20 protein-coding genes are annotated in these 15,848 nt (G+C 37.5%); 2 read left to right on the forward strand and 18 right to left on the reverse strand.

The window, feature by feature from the left end; all coding sequences use genetic code 11:
• Positions 1–37 precede the first annotated feature (37 nt).
• Positions 38–670 (reverse strand): SdpI family protein, encoded by a 633-nt coding sequence (locus tag DQN23_RS06760; RefSeq protein ID WP_111712956.1) that lies wholly within the window; start codon positions 668–670, stop codon positions 38–40.
• Positions 657–938: an autorepressor SdpR family transcription factor gene (locus tag DQN23_RS06765; protein WP_020917281.1), complete on the reverse strand. Its 282-nt coding sequence runs from the start codon at positions 936–938 to the stop codon at positions 657–659. The genes DQN23_RS06760 and DQN23_RS06765 overlap by 14 nt, the downstream gene beginning before the upstream one ends.
• 191 nt (positions 939–1,129) lie before the next feature.
• Between DQN23_RS06765 and DQN23_RS06770 the strand changes: the two genes are divergently transcribed.
• Positions 1,130–1,957 (forward strand): exodeoxyribonuclease III, encoded by an 828-nt coding sequence (locus tag DQN23_RS06770; RefSeq protein ID WP_058832776.1) that lies wholly within the window; start codon positions 1,130–1,132, stop codon positions 1,955–1,957.
• A gap of 92 nt (positions 1,958–2,049) precedes the next feature.
• Here the strand turns inward: DQN23_RS06770 and DQN23_RS09345 are convergent, their stop codons facing one another.
• From DQN23_RS09345 to serC, 8 genes are all read right to left on the reverse strand, one after another.
• Positions 2,050–2,796: an ABC transporter permease gene (locus DQN23_RS09345; RefSeq protein ID WP_233422868.1), complete on the reverse strand. Its 747-nt coding sequence runs from the start codon at positions 2,794–2,796 to the stop codon at positions 2,050–2,052.
• 91 nt (positions 2,797–2,887) lie between these two features.
• Positions 2,888–3,370, reverse strand: coding sequence for a hypothetical protein (locus tag DQN23_RS09350; RefSeq protein WP_233422869.1), 483 nt, complete (start codon positions 3,368–3,370; stop codon positions 2,888–2,890).
• A gap of 99 nt (positions 3,371–3,469) precedes the next feature.
• Positions 3,470–4,072 (reverse strand): hypothetical protein, encoded by a 603-nt coding sequence (locus tag DQN23_RS09355; protein ID WP_233422870.1) that lies wholly within the window; start codon positions 4,070–4,072, stop codon positions 3,470–3,472.
• A gap of 165 nt (positions 4,073–4,237) precedes the next feature.
• On the reverse strand, positions 4,238–5,101 hold the full coding sequence (locus tag DQN23_RS06780; protein ID WP_052317430.1) for a sensor histidine kinase: 864 nt from the start codon (positions 5,099–5,101) through the stop codon (positions 4,238–4,240).
• A gap of 231 nt (positions 5,102–5,332) precedes the next feature.
• On the reverse strand, positions 5,333–5,548 hold the full coding sequence (locus tag DQN23_RS06785; protein ID WP_052317431.1) for a hypothetical protein: 216 nt from the start codon (positions 5,546–5,548) through the stop codon (positions 5,333–5,335).
• A 226-nt stretch (positions 5,549–5,774) separates the two neighbouring features.
• On the reverse strand, positions 5,775–6,131 hold the full coding sequence (locus DQN23_RS06790) for an arsenate reductase family protein (protein WP_020917283.1): 357 nt from the start codon (positions 6,129–6,131) through the stop codon (positions 5,775–5,777).
• Between the two features lie 89 nt (positions 6,132–6,220).
• Positions 6,221–7,399 (reverse strand): phosphoglycerate dehydrogenase, encoded by a 1,179-nt coding sequence (locus tag DQN23_RS06795; protein ID WP_111712957.1) that lies wholly within the window; start codon positions 7,397–7,399, stop codon positions 6,221–6,223.
• A gap of 111 nt (positions 7,400–7,510) precedes the next feature.
• Entirely contained in the window at positions 7,511–8,602 is a 1,092-nt protein-coding gene (gene serC / locus DQN23_RS06800) for a 3-phosphoserine/phosphohydroxythreonine transaminase (RefSeq protein WP_020917285.1), read from the reverse strand.
• Between the two features lie 134 nt (positions 8,603–8,736).
• Between serC and DQN23_RS06805 the strand changes: the two genes are divergently transcribed.
• Entirely contained in the window at positions 8,737–9,366 is a 630-nt protein-coding gene (locus DQN23_RS06805) for a copper homeostasis protein CutC (protein ID WP_111699006.1), read from the forward strand.
• 116 nt (positions 9,367–9,482) lie between these two features.
• On the opposite strand, the gene DQN23_RS06810 is transcribed toward DQN23_RS06805, so the two are convergent.
• The 8 genes from DQN23_RS06810 to DQN23_RS06845 form a co-directional block, all read right to left on the reverse strand.
• The gene (locus tag DQN23_RS06810; RefSeq protein ID WP_020917290.1) at positions 9,483–9,824 is read right to left on the reverse strand and encodes a P-II family nitrogen regulator; all 342 of its coding nucleotides are present in this window, start codon (positions 9,822–9,824) and stop codon (positions 9,483–9,485) included.
• Between the two features lie 80 nt (positions 9,825–9,904).
• Positions 9,905–11,140 (reverse strand): ammonium transporter, encoded by a 1,236-nt coding sequence (locus tag DQN23_RS06815; protein ID WP_020917291.1) that lies wholly within the window; start codon positions 11,138–11,140, stop codon positions 9,905–9,907.
• A gap of 348 nt (positions 11,141–11,488) precedes the next feature.
• Positions 11,489–12,358 carry a 16S rRNA (cytidine(1402)-2'-O)-methyltransferase gene (rsmI, locus tag DQN23_RS06820; protein WP_111713089.1) on the reverse strand — a complete coding sequence of 290 codons (870 nt, stop codon included), beginning with the start codon at positions 12,356–12,358 and terminating at the stop codon, positions 11,489–11,491.
• Between the two features lie 12 nt (positions 12,359–12,370).
• Positions 12,371–12,691 carry a DNA replication initiation control protein YabA gene (yabA, locus tag DQN23_RS06825; protein WP_004232930.1) on the reverse strand — a complete coding sequence of 107 codons (321 nt, stop codon included), beginning with the start codon at positions 12,689–12,691 and terminating at the stop codon, positions 12,371–12,373.
• Positions 12,684–13,484, reverse strand: a complete 801-nt coding sequence (locus DQN23_RS06830; protein ID WP_020917294.1) for a PSP1 domain-containing protein — start codon at positions 13,482–13,484, stop codon at positions 12,684–12,686. Before DQN23_RS06830 ends, yabA begins: the two co-directional genes overlap by 8 nt.
• Positions 13,481–14,356, reverse strand: a complete 876-nt coding sequence (locus DQN23_RS06835) for a DNA polymerase III subunit delta' (protein ID WP_058814172.1) — start codon at positions 14,354–14,356, stop codon at positions 13,481–13,483. The genes DQN23_RS06830 and DQN23_RS06835 overlap by 4 nt, the downstream gene beginning before the upstream one ends.
• Before the next feature lie 20 nt (positions 14,357–14,376).
• Positions 14,377–15,003 (reverse strand): dTMP kinase, encoded by a 627-nt coding sequence (tmk, locus tag DQN23_RS06840; RefSeq protein WP_058814173.1) that lies wholly within the window; start codon positions 15,001–15,003, stop codon positions 14,377–14,379.
• Positions 15,004–15,097: 94 nt separating this feature from the next.
• Positions 15,098–15,757 (reverse strand): CBS domain-containing protein, encoded by a 660-nt coding sequence (locus tag DQN23_RS06845; RefSeq protein ID WP_020917297.1) that lies wholly within the window; start codon positions 15,755–15,757, stop codon positions 15,098–15,100.
• Between the last annotated feature and the right edge of the window lie 91 nt (positions 15,758–15,848).

The following is a 15,848-nucleotide window of genomic DNA, read 5'->3' on the forward strand; positions in this document are numbered from 1 at the left end:
AACAATTTTACAGCTAAAAAAATAGGCAAATCAGTTTTTAGGCTTTTCGACTAAGAAGAAAAGAGTAAATCATCGGCGCAATAATCATAATAGCAATGACTACTCCCATCACATAAGACATAGCCACTTGAACAAAACTCTCAAGCAAGATAAGCAAACCACCAAGCACCCAAAGTTTACCTGCCATTCGGTGTGTCTTATACCAATTTTTGTCATCAGACAACGTCCAAGGAGTGCGAATACCGATGGTATGATTGCGATGTGTTTTTGGCAAATAATTTCCGAGGATTATAAAAATAATCCCCAAAAAAGCTGTCACAAGAGTCGGACTACTCTTCACCCAGCCAAGAGCATTCGCATAAATTGACTCTTGAACAATGAAACTAAAAGCTGGAACAATCCAAGCATAGAGCTTTCTCATTTTAGCTGGAGCAGCTACTTTTACAGACTCCTTTTCAAGTGAGGCTAAAGCAATAATTTGAAAAATCACAAATAAAATTGGGAAAGCAACAAGGGCGAAGAGCTTACTACTGTAGCCATCCGCTTGCCCATCAATTCCAAAATGAGTTGGTACTTGCTCTGGCAAAGCGTTCCAGAAAAATGCCCCAAGCAAAGCTGGCAAAACAATCACAAAACTTGTTAATATAGGTTGTTTTTTATTCATTTTCATCTTCTGATTTCTCCTTTAAATCCGCAAGCCAAGTCATAATATCTTCCAAAACAGAAGTACATAACTCATAGTAAATAAAATTCTTTTCACGCCTTTCAACTACTAAACCTGCTTTTTTCAAAATGCTCAGATGGTGCGAAATAGTTGCTCCAGAAAGATCGAAATGACTAGCTATCTCACCAGCTATCAAAGAATTTTCTTTTAACAAGGTCAAAATCTCTCGCCGAATGGGATGAGAAAGTGCCTTGAATGTCTCTGCAAATGCCATAACAATCCCCTACTTTTCTAAAAAACTATTTAGAAATTTATCTAAATAGATTATAATCCTTTAAAAAAACAGTCACAAGAAAAAAGCATTAAAATCGCATACCAGTTCATTTTTTGATAAAATAGAAACTAACGATTAAACTTTAGAAAGAGGAAAAAAGCTTTGCTCACCCAAGGCTTTGGGATAAGAATATGAAACTCATTTCATGGAATATTGACTCAATCAATGCTGCCTTAACTAGTGATTCAGCCAGAGCTGTTCTTTCACGCGCCGTCATTGATACTTTGGTAGCTGAGGATGCTGATATCATCGCTATCCAAGAAACAAAACTCTCAGCAAAAGGGCCTACCAAAAAGCACCTTCAAATTTTGAATGACTACTTCCCAAATTATGAGATTTCGTGGCGTTCTTCTGTTGAACCAGCTAGAAAAGGCTACGCTGGGACAATGTTCCTTTATAAAAAAGGGTTAACACCAGAAATCTCTTTCCCAGAAATCGGTGCTCCAGATACCATGGATAGTGAAGGACGCATTATCACACTTGAATTCGATAACTTTTACGTCACTCAAGTATACACACCAAATGCTGGCGAAGGGCTTAAACGCTTAGCCGAACGTCAACTTTGGGATGAAAAATACGCCCAATACCTAGCTGAACTTGACCAAAAGAAACCTGTTCTAGCTACTGGTGATTACAACGTTGCCCACCAAGAAATCGACCTCGCCAATCCCAATTCAAACCGCCGTTCTGCTGGATTTACCGATGAAGAACGTGCTGGCTTTACTAACTTGCTGGCTAAAGGGTTCATAGATACTTTCCGTCACCTTCACGGTAACGTTCCAAACGTATACAGCTGGTGGGCACAACGTAGTAAGACAAGTAAAATTAACAACACTGGCTGGCGCATTGACTACTGGCTCACTTCAAACCGCATCGCAGATAAAGTAACAAAATCAGAAATGATTGACTCAGGCGCACGCCAAGACCATACACCAATTATCTTAGAAATTGATTTATAAGTGGTGTGATTGGCAGGTTCAACTTTTCAATGGACTTGACTCGCTTTTCTATTTCTTGGCTCGTGAAAAAAACAGTCCAGTGGACTGTTTTTTTACTCAACTCCTTTTAAAGCTTCAACCATATTAATGGTTTTATTTTTATGGCTGATAATGAGGGTTGTGACTGCAGATGTCACCGAGACTAAGGCACTGGCAATCAAGAGAACTTGCCAAGTGATGTAGGCTGTGTACTCAATACGAATGGTTGAGAAGTTTGCCACATAGCATCTCAAGAACCAGATTCCCATTGGAATTCCTAGAATCCAACCAATTGATGTTGACATAAGATTTTCAATCATGGTAATCAATTGCAAATTTTTCTTAGAAAACCCAAGAACTTGAAGCGTTGCATAATCACGCATCCGTTCGACAAAATTCAGAGAACCAAGGTTATAGAGAACAACAATAACAAGTAGCAATGCAAAACCGATAATCATCAAGAAGACACTCATCAAGCTACTCACAAAATCATAAGCATTCTTTTCTTGATCTGATTTATTAATGACCGATAAGATATTTTGATCATTTTTGATATCATCTTTTGACACGGTCTTATCCACCAACAAGGTTTGCGGATTAAATTTACCACCAGCTGCCTCAAAAGTTTCTGACCTGATGTAGGCTCCTTGGTTAGTCTCACTTGTGACAATTCCTTTAACTTCAAATGAATAAGATTTACTGTCTTGATAAGGAGTTACTTTCAGAGTTTCTCCTTTTTTGATTCCAGCTAATTCCGCAAAACGATTGGTAACATAAATACCGCCTTTTTCAACTGATTTATTGTCAGCAAGTCCTTGCATTAACAAAATCACCATCACTAACAATAATCAAGAGACGATTATAACCATCATCTTTTGAAAAATGAGCTCGGTTAATTTGTCCCCCTTGACCTTAATAAGTTTTAGCTGCTTGATTGTAATTAGCAACCGTCAAGCGTTTAGCGTATAAAAAATCAGTATTATAAGCTTTATCCACCAAATGATTCATTGAAATCGGCATACCGACACCTGCAATCAAAAGCATCATACTTCCAGCAACACCAACAATTCCCATAAGTACCCTCACCCTGTTAATGAAGGCATCACGAATTGCCCATTTGGTTTCATCAGAAATACGATTCCAAAAAAGAGGAACTTTTTCAAGAAATAGGTGGTGAACTTTCTTCGTTTTTCCTCGTAAGAAAACAGCTGGCAGTCCCTTAATAACCTGACGAGATGCCAAATAAGCTGACAAGGTACAAATAAAGATGACAAGCAAAATGACAACCAACGACGACCATGAATAAGCCATCTGCCAATGTGGCAAGGTAAACATCGTCTTTTGTGTCTCAAGCACAAAAAGCGACATCAAAGGAGAGATAGCTGCACCAGCCAAAGCTCCAAAACTTCCAACTAATAAGCCAAAAGAAATATAATGCCAAGTAATTTACCCATTTGAATAGCCCAAAGCTTTAATGACTGCAATTTTTTTGGTTTAACTTTCAATCAGGCGTCGAATGGTCGTAAACATGGCAAGAATTGCTAAAAAGATAAAGATGAAAGAGAAATTTCGAATTTGTCCAACGCGACCAGTCGCTTCCGACACTTCTGTCAAAGTTTTCTGGTTATCATAAGAAAACAAATGTTTCCCTAAAATCTCTTCAATATTGTGTCTAATATCACCCTTTTTGGCATAAATGTCAAGAGCATTGTTAGTTGTGTGACCTCTAGTCATCTTGGCTAAGGCTTTCTCTGGCACATAACCATAAGCATAGTTCTTAGAATTTGGTGCTAAATATTCAATACTTCTCGTAAAATAAATCTTATCTGCTGACTCAACCAAACCTTTAATCGGAAAATGAATGGTTTGATTAGCAATCACAAGAGTTACGTCATCATCAAGTTTCAAATGATTTTTTTCCACAAAATTTCTATCTAACCAAATGCCTTCAGAATCATTATCAAAGTTTTTCCCTTTATCAACAGCAATCACTTTTTTAGCCGATTCATCAAACCATTCTAACGTTAGATACTTTTCTGAATCATTCTTAAGATCAACCTTAGCTAGAAGCTTTGTCTTGGCATCAACCCTTTCCACAGAAGGTAAAGTTTTGATGTCTTACATTTGATTCTTGCTAATAGCATCCGCTTGAAGCAAAACCGTAGGCAAATGCGAATCTAAGATAAAAGTATCTAAACTTTTCTCCAAACCATGTCAAGCACCCTGCAAACCAACAAAAAATCAGCACACTTAACAAGGACATCAAAAACACTGAAAAGAATTGTTGCCAATTTGAAACTTATTCAAGAGTTCCAAAATAGCATTTTTCAGGCCAAGTTCCTTGATCATCAAAGGATAAATGTTCGAGCACAGCTCACGCAGTTCAAAAACAACATCATCCAAAGTGTTCAACACCTCGCTTTTGTCAACGTCTCCTGCAGACTCAATTTGTTTCTTATGGTAAATCACCTCTTGAATAATCGTGTCGTGAATAGTGATGGCAATGTCCTCACGCTTCATCTCAACGGCAGAAAAAATTGTTTGTCCATCCAGGCGATAATTTAGCTGCTTTGCCATATCCATAAAATCCTTGATAATCGGCAAAGAACACAAAATAAACAAGAAACAGTAAACCACCACCAACCATATCAGCATAAATTTCATCATAACTGTAAAGGAAATCATGAGAAAAGTTGACACGATAGCCTCCAAAATGTAGACCACAGGTAAGGATAAGTGCGTTCTCGTTATCGTTAAACGATTGACAATTAAATGATTCACAGCTCCCATAATCGGCAGAAATAATAAAGGAATCAAACTGAGTAGCGTTAATAAAATTAAATTAACCTTCTGCAAAAGAAATGATGGATAATCCTTTACCAAAGAAAAGGCAGCTAATATCAACAAAATCGAGAAGCTGACATAAAAAATACCGTCAGATAAGTATTTCACAAAAATCAAAGGAAGTGAGAACTCTTGGACCAAAATGAAAATCAAAATGGTCACCAAAGAATACCCCATAACAATCCTTGAAAACAAAGACAATTTTGTTGCCGCTTCTTTAAGAATACTCGCTCGCCAAAAAATATCAATGAAAAAAGGAAGCAAGGTGATATACAAAACCACAAATTAGCGCCCTAAAGTATCTCCCATACTCGAAGGTATCAGGGAGCTAAGAAAGAATGCTGTCACAATTAAAAACAGGTTATATCGCTTACTTGACCGACTCGTCTTGTCTTTTTTAAAAGGTAAAATCGCCCAAACTAATAACACAAAGGCTATCGCTTCAAAAATAAGAAACAAAGGTTTAAATGACTGATTTCCCTTAAAAACAATCCGTTTTTCCTGATGATTACGCTAGACAAGAACAGATTTTGCCTGTTCAACAATCAACCATTTATTCAGCAAAACGTTTTTACTGCTCTCTTGTTGATCAATTTTTAAAAGAATATCTCCTTCAGAAAGTTCTGTTTCCTTGGCTAAGCCACCATTGTGAATATCTGTAACTCGCCAATTACCATTTTTAAAATCAGCTTCAACTCCCAGATAATGGTGATGGCTTGTAAAAAGCAAAATAATACATCCCAATCACTCAAAATAACAACAAGGATATTCTCAGCCAAACTTTCTTATTTATCCTAAGCATCTCTCATCTCCTTTTCCATAAAAATCCTCAAATCGTGCGATATGAGACTATTATAGCAAAAAAGGCATCGAAATAAGGTGTGATATTAAATATTCTAATTTTTTAAGGACTGTAAGGCTAAAAAAATCCTGAGTCGAACTCAGGAAATCATTCTTAGTCTTTCAATAATTCAGTATACGACTTACGGTGACCAAGTTGCAAGACTTTACCATCTTTAACTAAAACAGGACGCTTAATCAACATACCATCAGAAGCAAGTAAATCAGCAGCTTCATCAACCGTTAAGGCATCAACCTTGTCTTTCAAGCCAAGTGCACGATAAGCTTGACCGCTAGTGTTGAAAAAGTTTTTAACTGTAAAAGAAGAATTTTCAATCCATGACTTAATTTGATCAGCCTTTGGCGTATCAAGTGTGATATCAATTGCTTCAAAATCAGCCCCTAATTCTTTCAATTCTGCCTTAGCACGACGGCATGTGCTACATTTTGGGTATTCGTAAAAAGTAAACATCTTCTGCTCCTTTGCTAACTAGAAATCATTGTCCTCATTATATCAAATAAAGACAAAAAGAGCCGAGATTTAATCTCAGCTCACCTTAATTATTTCTTAGCAATCAAACGAACACGAATGATATTATCGCTTGCTTCAAAGTTGGCTACTAAATGATCAACTTTAGCTTTATCTGTCTCATCAAGATCAAGCAAAGTATAAGCATAATCACCTTTTGATCGGTTGATGATGTTATCGATATTAATACCTAATTCCGAGACAGCTGTTGAAATTTTAGCCACGATGTTTGGCACATTTTTATTAATCAATGTGATACGATATGGCGCTGTCAAAGCTTGGTGAATATTAGGGAAGTTAACTGAGTTTGTAATTTCGCCAGTTTCCATAAATTGACGAATCGTCTTACCAGCCATGATAGCACAATTAAGTTCAGCTTCAGCTGTTGAACCACCCACGTGAGGGAAGACAGTGATTTTATCTTTGTTAAGCAATTCTTCAGTTCCGAAGTCTGTAATGTAACGTTTGACAATACCTGCTTCGATAGCTTCAAAAAGCGCTACATTATCAACCAATTCACCACGCGCAAAGTTGATAACAACAGTTCCTTTTTGCATCAAACCAAATGCTTCGCTATCAAAGGTATGGTGTGTTTCATCTGTTAATGGCACGTGAACAGTAATGTAATCACAATTTGCAAAAATTTCTTTGACATCATCAACACGTTTGACATGGTGTGAAATATTCCAAGCTGTTTCAATAGAAACATATGGATCGTAACCCAAAACGTTCATCCCAAGACGTTGGGCATAGTTAGCAATACGTCCACCAATAGCACCAAGTCCGATAACACCAAGTGTTTTACCAGAAATTTCATTTCCAGCAAATTGCTTTTTGCCAGCTTCGACTTGTTTTGGAACGTCATCACCCGAAAGTGTATTAACCCAAGCGTTAGCTGCGATGTAATCACGTGCCGACATCAAAATTGATGCAAGCACCGCTTCTTTAACCGCATTAGCATTGGCACCTGGCGTATTAAAGACCACAATTCCTGCTGCTGTTGCATCGGCAATCGGAATGTTATTTGTACCCGCACCTGCACGAGCAATAGCTTTTAGATTTTCTGGAAATTCAACGCCGTGAAGATTTTGACTGCGAAGAATAAAAGCATCTGGATTTTCTGCTAAATCACCATCAACTTGAAATTGATTTCCTAATTCTTTAAGACCTACTTGATTAATATTATTAAATGTTTTAACACTGTATACCATATTTACCCCTTTACACCAAGAGCCTGGGATAAAATCTCAGACTCAAATGGCTTATATCGCTATAAAAGAAAAATCTTGTTTATTCCTAATCAGAATCATTGACAGAAAGCCTTATTTGTTTTCTGCTTCAAATTTTTTCATGAATTCAATCAAATCAAGCACACCTTGACGAGGGAAGGCGTTGTAAAGACTTGCACGCATACCACCAACTGAACGGTGACCTTTAATATTCTTAAAGCCTAACGGTGTTGCTTCTACGACAAACTTAGCATCAAGCTCTTTACTTGGTGTCACGAATGGAATATTCGCTACCGAACGTTCTGCTGGGTTCTTAACAGGATTTGTATAGAAGTCTGATTGGTCGATGAAGTCATACAAAAGACCTGATTTTTCACGGTTAGCAGCCTCCATCTTGTCAACACCACCGAAAGCTTTCACCCAATCAAAGACAAGTTTTGCAATGTAGATGCTGTATGCAGGTGGTGTATTGTAAAGTGAACCCGCTTCAGCTTGGATACGATAATCAAGCATTGCAGAAAGTGTTGGCTCATCATTCAAGAAATCTTCACGAACAATAACAACAGTCACACCAGCAGGGCCAATATTTTTTTGAGCGCCCGCATAAATCAGTGCAAAATCTTCAACATTGTAGCGAACCGCTAAAATATTTGAAGACATGTCCGCCACAATTGGCACACCATTAGTATCAGGAAGATCGTAAATAGAAGTTCCTTCGATAGTGTTATTTGTTGTGATGTGAACGTACGCAGCTTCAGGGTCAATATCTTTAGAATCAAATGTAGGAATATGATCGTATACAGTATCTTCTGACGAGGCTAGGAGCACGGGTTCAAAAGGAACGGATTTGGACAATTTAACAGCTTCAGCATAAGCTTTTTTACCCCATGATCCACCAACTAGATAATATGCCTTACGTCCCTTAGCTAGGTTCAAAGGAAGCATAGTGAATTGTGTAGATGCTCCGCCTTGAAGGAACATTACTTTGTAATTATCGGGAATTGCCATCAATTCACGCAATAATTTTTCAGCTTCTTTAATGATATTATCAAACTCTTTGGAACGGTGGGACATTTCTAAAACACTCATGCCGCTACCTTGGTAGTCAAGCATTTCACGCTGTGCTTGTTCAAGCACTGGTTTTGGTAACACTGCAGGACCTGCAGAGAAATTGTAAATTGTCATAAAAATACCTCCGTATAATGGTATAAATTATATCACAATTTTCTGAATTTTGTAAAGATTTTTACGGATTTTTATCCAAAATATTTATGAATAACCATGTTATAATAGTAAATAGCAAACATTAAGGAGAAAAAATGATTATCAAAGAATTTTGTGCTGAAAACACAACTTTGCTCAGCCAACTTGACTCATCTGTTAAACGCGTCGAACTTTGTGATAATTTAGCCGTTGGTGGAACAACTCCGTCATACGGTGTCATCAAAGAAGCTGCGCGCTATCTTCACGAAAAAGAAATCTCACTTGCTACAATGATTCGTCCACGTGGTGGTAACTTCGTCTACAATGATAGCGAACTTCGAATTATGGAAGATGATATTCTTCGTGCAGCAGAATTAGAAAGTGACAACCTAGTCCTTGGGCTTTTAACTGAAGATAACCACATCGATATTGAAGGGATTGAACAACTTCTTCCATCAACTCAAGGCTTGCCACTAGTCTTTCATATGGCATTTGACCAAATTCCTCTTGCTAATCAAAAAGAAGCTATTGACCAACTTGTCGACCTTGGTTTTGTGCGTATCTTGACACACGGTTCTTCAGAAAATAATGATATTTTTGAAAATGTTGACCATCTTAAAGAACTAGTTGATTACGCCAACGGACGTATTGAAATCATGATTGGCGGTGGTGTCACAGCTGATAATTACCAAGAATTGATTGAAAAAACAGGTGCCCAAGCTGCACACGGAACTAAAATCTGTTAATAACCCTACAGCACTTTGTGATGACAAGGTGCTTTTTTTTATACCAAAAAATCCGAATTCATCTGAACTCGGATTTTCCATCACATTTATTTTATTTTTGGAGATATCTTTTTCATCTAAACGGCGTCTCCTCCACGTTCACCTGTACGAATACGGATGACTTCTTCGATGGGAAGAATAAAGATTTTCCCATCTCCGACTTCTCCAGTGTGAACAGCTTTGCAGATAATATCTACAATTTCGTCAACCGCTGCATCATGAGTAACGATTTCAACTTTGACTTTTGTAAGCAATGTTGGAACAATTTTTTGACCACGAACATATTCTGCAAAACCTCGTTGGTTACCATACCCTAAAACTTGGCTGACGGTCATCCCTTTTGTAAAACCAGCCTTTGATAAGGCATCTTTCAGATCTTCCAAACGATCTGGACGAATAATAGCCTCGATTTTTTTCATAATGTACACCCTTTCTAAACTTCTCTATTATAACTTAGTCTAACTCAGTTTTTTATTTTCGACAAGCCAAACGTTACTGCTTATGAATCCAATCCCATGAAAGTTGGGTAAGCTGTTTCTTCATGTTCACTGTCATCAAGACCAATAGCTTCGGCACGGTCTTCAACTCGAATACTTGTAAAGATTGAGATAATCTTAACAATGACGAATGTTGCAACTGCTGACCAAACGATTGTGAAAATAATAGCTGCGATTGTTACTAGGAAAAGGTGTGCATTTCCGTAAATCAAACCAATATTGTGTTTATCAAGAGCAAGTTCTGGTGTTGTGAAAAGTCCTGTTACCAATCCACCAAAGATACCACCGATACCGTGACAACCAAAAGCATCAAGTGCGTCGTCGTAACCAAATTTGCTCTTAAGAACTGAAATAGCAAAATAACAAATTGGGCTTACACAAAGACCAATTAAAAGTGAACTCCATGTTGCTACAAAACCTGCACCCGGTGTGATAGCGACAAGTCCTGCAACCAAACCAGTTGAAGCACCAACAAGTGAGAATTTACCAGTCAAAACTTTTTCAACAAACAACCAAGATAGCATTGCTGCCGCTGCTGAAATATGAGTTGTTACAAAAGCATGAACAGCAAGCCCATCAGCTGCTAAAGCAGAACCTGCGTTAAATCCAAACCAACCGAACCAGAGAAGTCCTGCACCAAGGAAAACAAATGGAACATTGTGAGGACGATATTCTAAACGGTCATAGTCGCGACGTTTACCAAGAAGAATGGCTAATACCAACCCAGAAACCCCTGAAGTAATGTGAACCACGTCACCACCGGCAAAGTCAATAGTACCCCATTGAGCCAAAAGTCCTTCATCCCAAACCATATGAGCAAATGGGAAGTAAATCAACAACAACCAGAAAACAACAAAGATAACTAATGGTGTGAATCGCATGCGCCCTGCTGCTGCCCCTGTCAAAATCGCAACTGTGATGATTGGGAACATCATTTGGAAAGCTGCGAACAAAGCATCTGGAATAGCTAAGCCACGTGTACTAGCTGATTCACTAACACCATTAAAAAATAGATGAGAGAAGTTACCAATAAGACTTCCGTTCCCGCCAAATGAGAGGGAGTAACCACAAACCATCCACATTACTGAAGCAACTGCAATAGGAATCGCACACATCATCATAGTGTTGATGACATTTTTACGTCTTCCTAAACCACCGTAGAAGAAGGCTAAGCCAGGTGTCATTAAGAAGACTAGACCAGCACAGATAATCATAAAAGCAATACTTCCTGCATCCATATCAAAAACTCCTTTTATTTTCTAAGGTTTTAGTTTTAAAACCAAATTTCAAATCTCTAACTGTATGTTAGTTTTTTTTGTTAGATAATATAACACTATTTTTTGGACAAGTAAAGGGGATTAGGACGAATTTTCTAAATTTTCTAACTTTATAACAAAGAATGTCAGAGCTAAATTTCAGTAAAGAATGCTTATTTATCCCTGTATCAAAAGGTTTTAGCATGATTTAAAAAATACACAAGATGTTAGTTTTTAGTTTATTTTCTTTATAATTTTCTATGTTATTTTTTCTAACATGTAATTGTAAAGAAAATAAAAAACATTAAAAATCTCGATTTTTAATGTTTTTTATGAAATACCGTGATAAGCGTTATAAACTTCTTTGCGATTTAAACTATAAGTTTTGGCAACTTTTTTAATGGCTTGGTTAGGTTTGTCTCCAGCTTCGACTAAACTAGCTACAAGTTTTGCCGGATTTAAGTCTTCAGCTGCTTTTTCAGCTTGTGCCTCTTCATCTTGACCAGATATGATTAACAAACATTCACCTTTTAGCGGATTTTCAGCAATGTAGTCTAAGATTTCTGAGATTTGTCCGCGTTGGTACTCTTCATAAAGCTTAGTCAATTCACGAACCAAAACAACTTTTCTGTCTCCGTAAACTGAGAGCATATTTTCTAAAGTATCTGTCACACGATATGGTGATTCATAGAAAATTTGTGTCTCAGGATAAGCTTTCTTGCTTTCGAAAAATTCTTTTTGTTGTCCTGATTTGCGTGGTAAAAAGCCATAGAAAATGTGAGGTTGCGGTGCTAACCCACTTGCAATCAAAGCTGTAATACCAGCCGAAGCACCTGGAAGTGCAACAACCGTAATGTCCTCAGCAATCGCTGCTTTTACCAAGTCATGCCCTGGATCAGAAATCGATGGCATGCCTGCATCAGATACTTGAGCTAAATTTTTCCCATCTTTCAAAAGTTCGATTAGCTCAGGAACTTTTTCGTAAGCATTGTGCTCGTGAAAGCTGATTTGCTTAACAGAAATCTCAAAATACTTCAACAAAAGTCCAGTGTTTCGTGTGTCTTCAGCACAGATAAAATCTGCATTTTTTAGAGTATCAACTGCACGAAATGTCATATCTTGCAAATTTCCAATCGGAGTTGGCACAAGATAGAGCGTTCCGTAATCAGTTTGACCTTTAAAACTTTTTTGTACTTGTATCATTAAAGTTGACTACTCCCTGTCTAGAACTTCCATACAGAACATACATTCTTCATCATTTTCACGACGTTGTCCGTAATAATCATTACAGATATGGAAACCATCGTGATAAATACTTTCAATATATTTTTTACCTTGTTTAGAAGATTTAACAGGAGTTTCTTGTTCGAGTTGAGTAAGACGTGTGCGTAATTTATCATTCTCAAGTCGAAGAGCTGTGTTTTCTTCTAACAAAGACTGTACTTGTTTTTTCATGGCTTCAATTTCAGCCAAGGTAATCATTAAATTTTGTGAAAAGCCATCAAAAGCATCAAATAATTCTTTTTTATCCACGTACTTTGACCTCCTCTAAAGCATAAGTTAAAAGAGTGTGTCGTTCAGGTAATCGAACTTTGACAGCATCAGAAAAGACATCGATTCCTGCAACAACTCCTAATCCATCAACTGTTTCAATTTCTGTCCCCAAATCAGGGAATTTTTCCTTAGAGGTTTTATAAAATTCATCCTCAAAGCTCAAACAGCACATCAAACGACCACAGATACCAGCCGTTTTTCCAGTGCTAAGTGACATGCCTTGATTTTTAACCATCTTGATTGATACCGGTGGAAATTCTCCTAAGAAACTAGCGCAACAAAGGACACGACCACAAGGACCAACGCCACCATAAACTTGTGCTTCTTCACGACTATTGATTTGACGAAGTTCAATACGTGTTTTGAAGTGGGCCGCTAACTCACGCAAAAGCTGACGGAAATCCACACGGTCTTCCGCACAAAATGTAATCAAGACATAACTTCTTTCCAAAGGAAAGACAATGTCGATGACTTTCATTTTAAGCTGATTAGCCTCAATCAACTCATTTACTTTGTCAAATGAATTCATCGCCAAAGTTAGATTCTCTTGATAAGCTTGAAAATCTTTATCATTTGCTTGACGAAGGACGCTATCCATTTCAGCAGGTAACTTAACCTCGTCCATATCTTCATTAGCTGTCACAACTTGAGCTAAGCGACACCCTTTTTTATTCTTGATGACTAAATAGTCACCAACTTGATAGTTTTGGTTTGGCAAAACATAGACAACTTTGCCTGTTTCTTCGTATTTTACACTCAATACTTCTGTCATGAAATCACCATATATTCTAGCACATTTTGGAAGCTAACATTACTTCTCCACATTTGCTGTGCCCTATAACTTTTCTCTAAATAAGTTAGACTCTCTTTTTGATTAAACTGCTTTGCTAAGAACAAAGGGAGCAGTTGAAAAACTAGTTCTTGCTCAGACTTTTCAAGTGTCGCCTGAACCAAGTGTCCTGTTTCCAAATACGCTGTTGCTTTATCTTTAAAGAGAATTGAGATAAAGCGTTCAATCGTCTGAAGCAAGTCTAAAATCTTTTTATCAGCCATCAACTCATCTAAATGAGCTGGGGTTTTAGCCAATTCAGCTAAGATATCTGCCTGAGTTTTCAGAATGCCAGCTTTCTCAGCTTGTTCGACCAAAAACTTCTTATTTTTGGGAAAACGAAAGACTTGTGTACGACTCTTAATCGTCGGAAGCACCTTGCTTTCATCACTAGTCAATAGAATCATGTAAGAAGAACTTTGAGGTTCTTCAATGAATTTCAAAAGACTGTTAGCAGCGTTGACGTGCATCTTTTCACAGCCTTGAATAATGAAAACCTGTGATTTTCCTTCAAATCCTGAACGTGAAAAGTCACGCATCATTTCACGAATCGTCTCTGTCTTGATAATCTGTCCAGTCGGTTTAACCACTTTAACATCTGAGAAATCATTGTCGTCTATCAATTGACATTCACGGCATTTCCCACAAGGTCTACCGTCATGCAAATTCTCACAGAAACGACTTTTGGCAAGATAGAGTGCAAAATCAAAGCTGGCAAAATCCCCTGAAAAAAGATAGGCGTGGTTCATCCTATCTGATTTTAAAATCTGATTAAAGTCTTTAAAAAGTTGGGGTTGCAAGCACTCTAAATCCATTTTAATTCCTTTACTCTTTTTTAGCTTAATTGCTCAAGAATCACTTGTGTTGCTTCTGCAACAACTTGATCAAGATTACGAGACGCATCAATAGTTACAATACGTTCTTCTGTCTGAGCCAAAGCTAGGTATCCTTGTCTAACACGCTTGTGCATGTCTAATTTTTCCAAATCAAGACGATTAACTTCACGATCAGCATTTTTGGCAATTCGAGCCAATCCGATTTCTGATTCAACGTCAAAATAAAGCGTCAAATCAGGTTCTCTACCGTCAGTTGAGAATTCATTTAACTTAGCGATAATATCCTTATCAAGTCCACGTCCTGCTCCTTGATAGACTACTGAGCTATCAATAAAACGGTCAATCAAGACCACCTTACCAGCTTCTAAAGCCGGCAAAACCTTTTCAACATAGTGTTGACGTCTAGCTGCCATATAAAGAAGCAACTCTGTTTTACTATCCATCGCAACATGCTTAACATCTAAAATAACGTCACGAATGCGTTCTGCAATTTCAACACCACCAGGCTCACGTGTGGTTACAATATCATAGCCCTTCTCTTGCAAAACTGGAAGCACTTTTTCAAGAACTGTTGTTTTTCCAGCCCCGTCAGGACCTTCAAATGTAATGATTATACCGTTTTTCATGAAAATTCCTTAATACTATTTTCTTTACTTCTATTCTATCAAAAATCATGCAAAAAAGCACTGCTAATCTTAGCAATGCTTCTATATATATTCCTTAGTCAATAACTTTTGCCGATGTCAATTCAATCGCATCAACTTGAATACCCTGCTTAATCAATTTTTCACGCAAATCTGTTACATCTGCTTTGCCATCAATTTGAATCTCAATAGCTACCTTACCAGATCTACGTGTAGCAACTACTGTACGCTTGATATTAAGGTTATCAGCAGAAATCGTGTCAACAATTTTAGCTAAAGTCCCAACAGTATCATCTGCTGTTATGATAACACGAATCCCTTCTTCTCCGTAACCTGAAACTTCAAGAAAAGCTTTAAACACATCTTTCTCAGTAATCACACCGAAAACTTGACCTGCCTCAACAACTGGGAGAATTCCAACTTGATTCTTCATCATAGCATAAACAGCATCTTCAAGGCTGGCATAAGGTGAAACTGTGACAACATCTCTAGCCATAATATCTCGGATTTTGGTTTTGTTTAACAAATAATTCATTTCATAAATAGAAAGACTAGTCACTTTTGACGGACTTGCTTCAGCCATTGTTCTTTCAGTAACAACACCAACAAGTCTATCATTTTCAATAACTGGCAAGCGGCGCAATCCTTGTTCTCGCATCATATCCGCTGTGTGAGCAACCGTTGTATCTGGTGATACGTAGACAACTTTTCTCGTCATAAAATCTTTAACTGCCATAATTAATCTCCGCTTATTTTTCTTACATTTATTATATCACAAACCGCAAACGATTCCTAAAAAGGTGAAAACGGCCGAAACAAGACAGGGC

Source organism: Streptococcus lutetiensis (assembly GCF_900475675.1).
Lineage (GTDB): Bacteria > Bacillota > Bacilli > Lactobacillales > Streptococcaceae > Streptococcus > Streptococcus lutetiensis.

Coding starts and splice junctions, on each gene's coding strand:
- DQN23_RS06760 (WP_111712956.1), bottom strand. CDS start 670: ATGAAAATGAATAAAAAACAACCTATATTAACAAGTTTTGTGATTGTT.
- DQN23_RS06765 (WP_020917281.1), bottom strand. CDS start 938: ATGGCATTTGCAGAGACATTCAAGGCACTTTCTCATCCCATTCGGCGA.
- DQN23_RS06770 (WP_058832776.1), top strand. CDS start 1,130: ATGAAACTCATTTCATGGAATATTGACTCAATCAATGCTGCCTTAACT.
- DQN23_RS09345 (WP_233422868.1), bottom strand. CDS start 2,796: ATGCAAGGACTTGCTGACAATAAATCAGTTGAAAAAGGCGGTATTTAT.
- DQN23_RS06790 (WP_020917283.1), bottom strand. CDS start 6,131: ATGTTTACTTTTTACGAATACCCAAAATGTAGCACATGCCGTCGTGCT.
- DQN23_RS06795 (WP_111712957.1), bottom strand. CDS start 7,399: ATGGTATACAGTGTTAAAACATTTAATAATATTAATCAAGTAGGTCTT.
- serC (WP_020917285.1), bottom strand. CDS start 8,602: ATGACAATTTACAATTTCTCTGCAGGTCCTGCAGTGTTACCAAAACCA.
- DQN23_RS06805 (WP_111699006.1), top strand. CDS start 8,737: ATGATTATCAAAGAATTTTGTGCTGAAAACACAACTTTGCTCAGCCAA.
- DQN23_RS06810 (WP_020917290.1), bottom strand. CDS start 9,824: ATGAAAAAAATCGAGGCTATTATTCGTCCAGATCGTTTGGAAGATCTG.
- DQN23_RS06815 (WP_020917291.1), bottom strand. CDS start 11,140: ATGGATGCAGGAAGTATTGCTTTTATGATTATCTGTGCTGGTCTAGTC.
- DQN23_RS06830 (WP_020917294.1), bottom strand. CDS start 13,484: ATGACAGAAGTATTGAGTGTAAAATACGAAGAAACAGGCAAAGTTGTC.
- DQN23_RS06835 (WP_058814172.1), bottom strand. CDS start 14,356: ATGGATTTAGAGTGCTTGCAACCCCAACTTTTTAAAGACTTTAATCAG.
- tmk (WP_058814173.1), bottom strand. CDS start 15,003: ATGAAAAACGGTATAATCATTACATTTGAAGGTCCTGACGGGGCTGGA.
- DQN23_RS06845 (WP_020917297.1), bottom strand. CDS start 15,757: ATGGCAGTTAAAGATTTTATGACGAGAAAAGTTGTCTACGTATCACCA.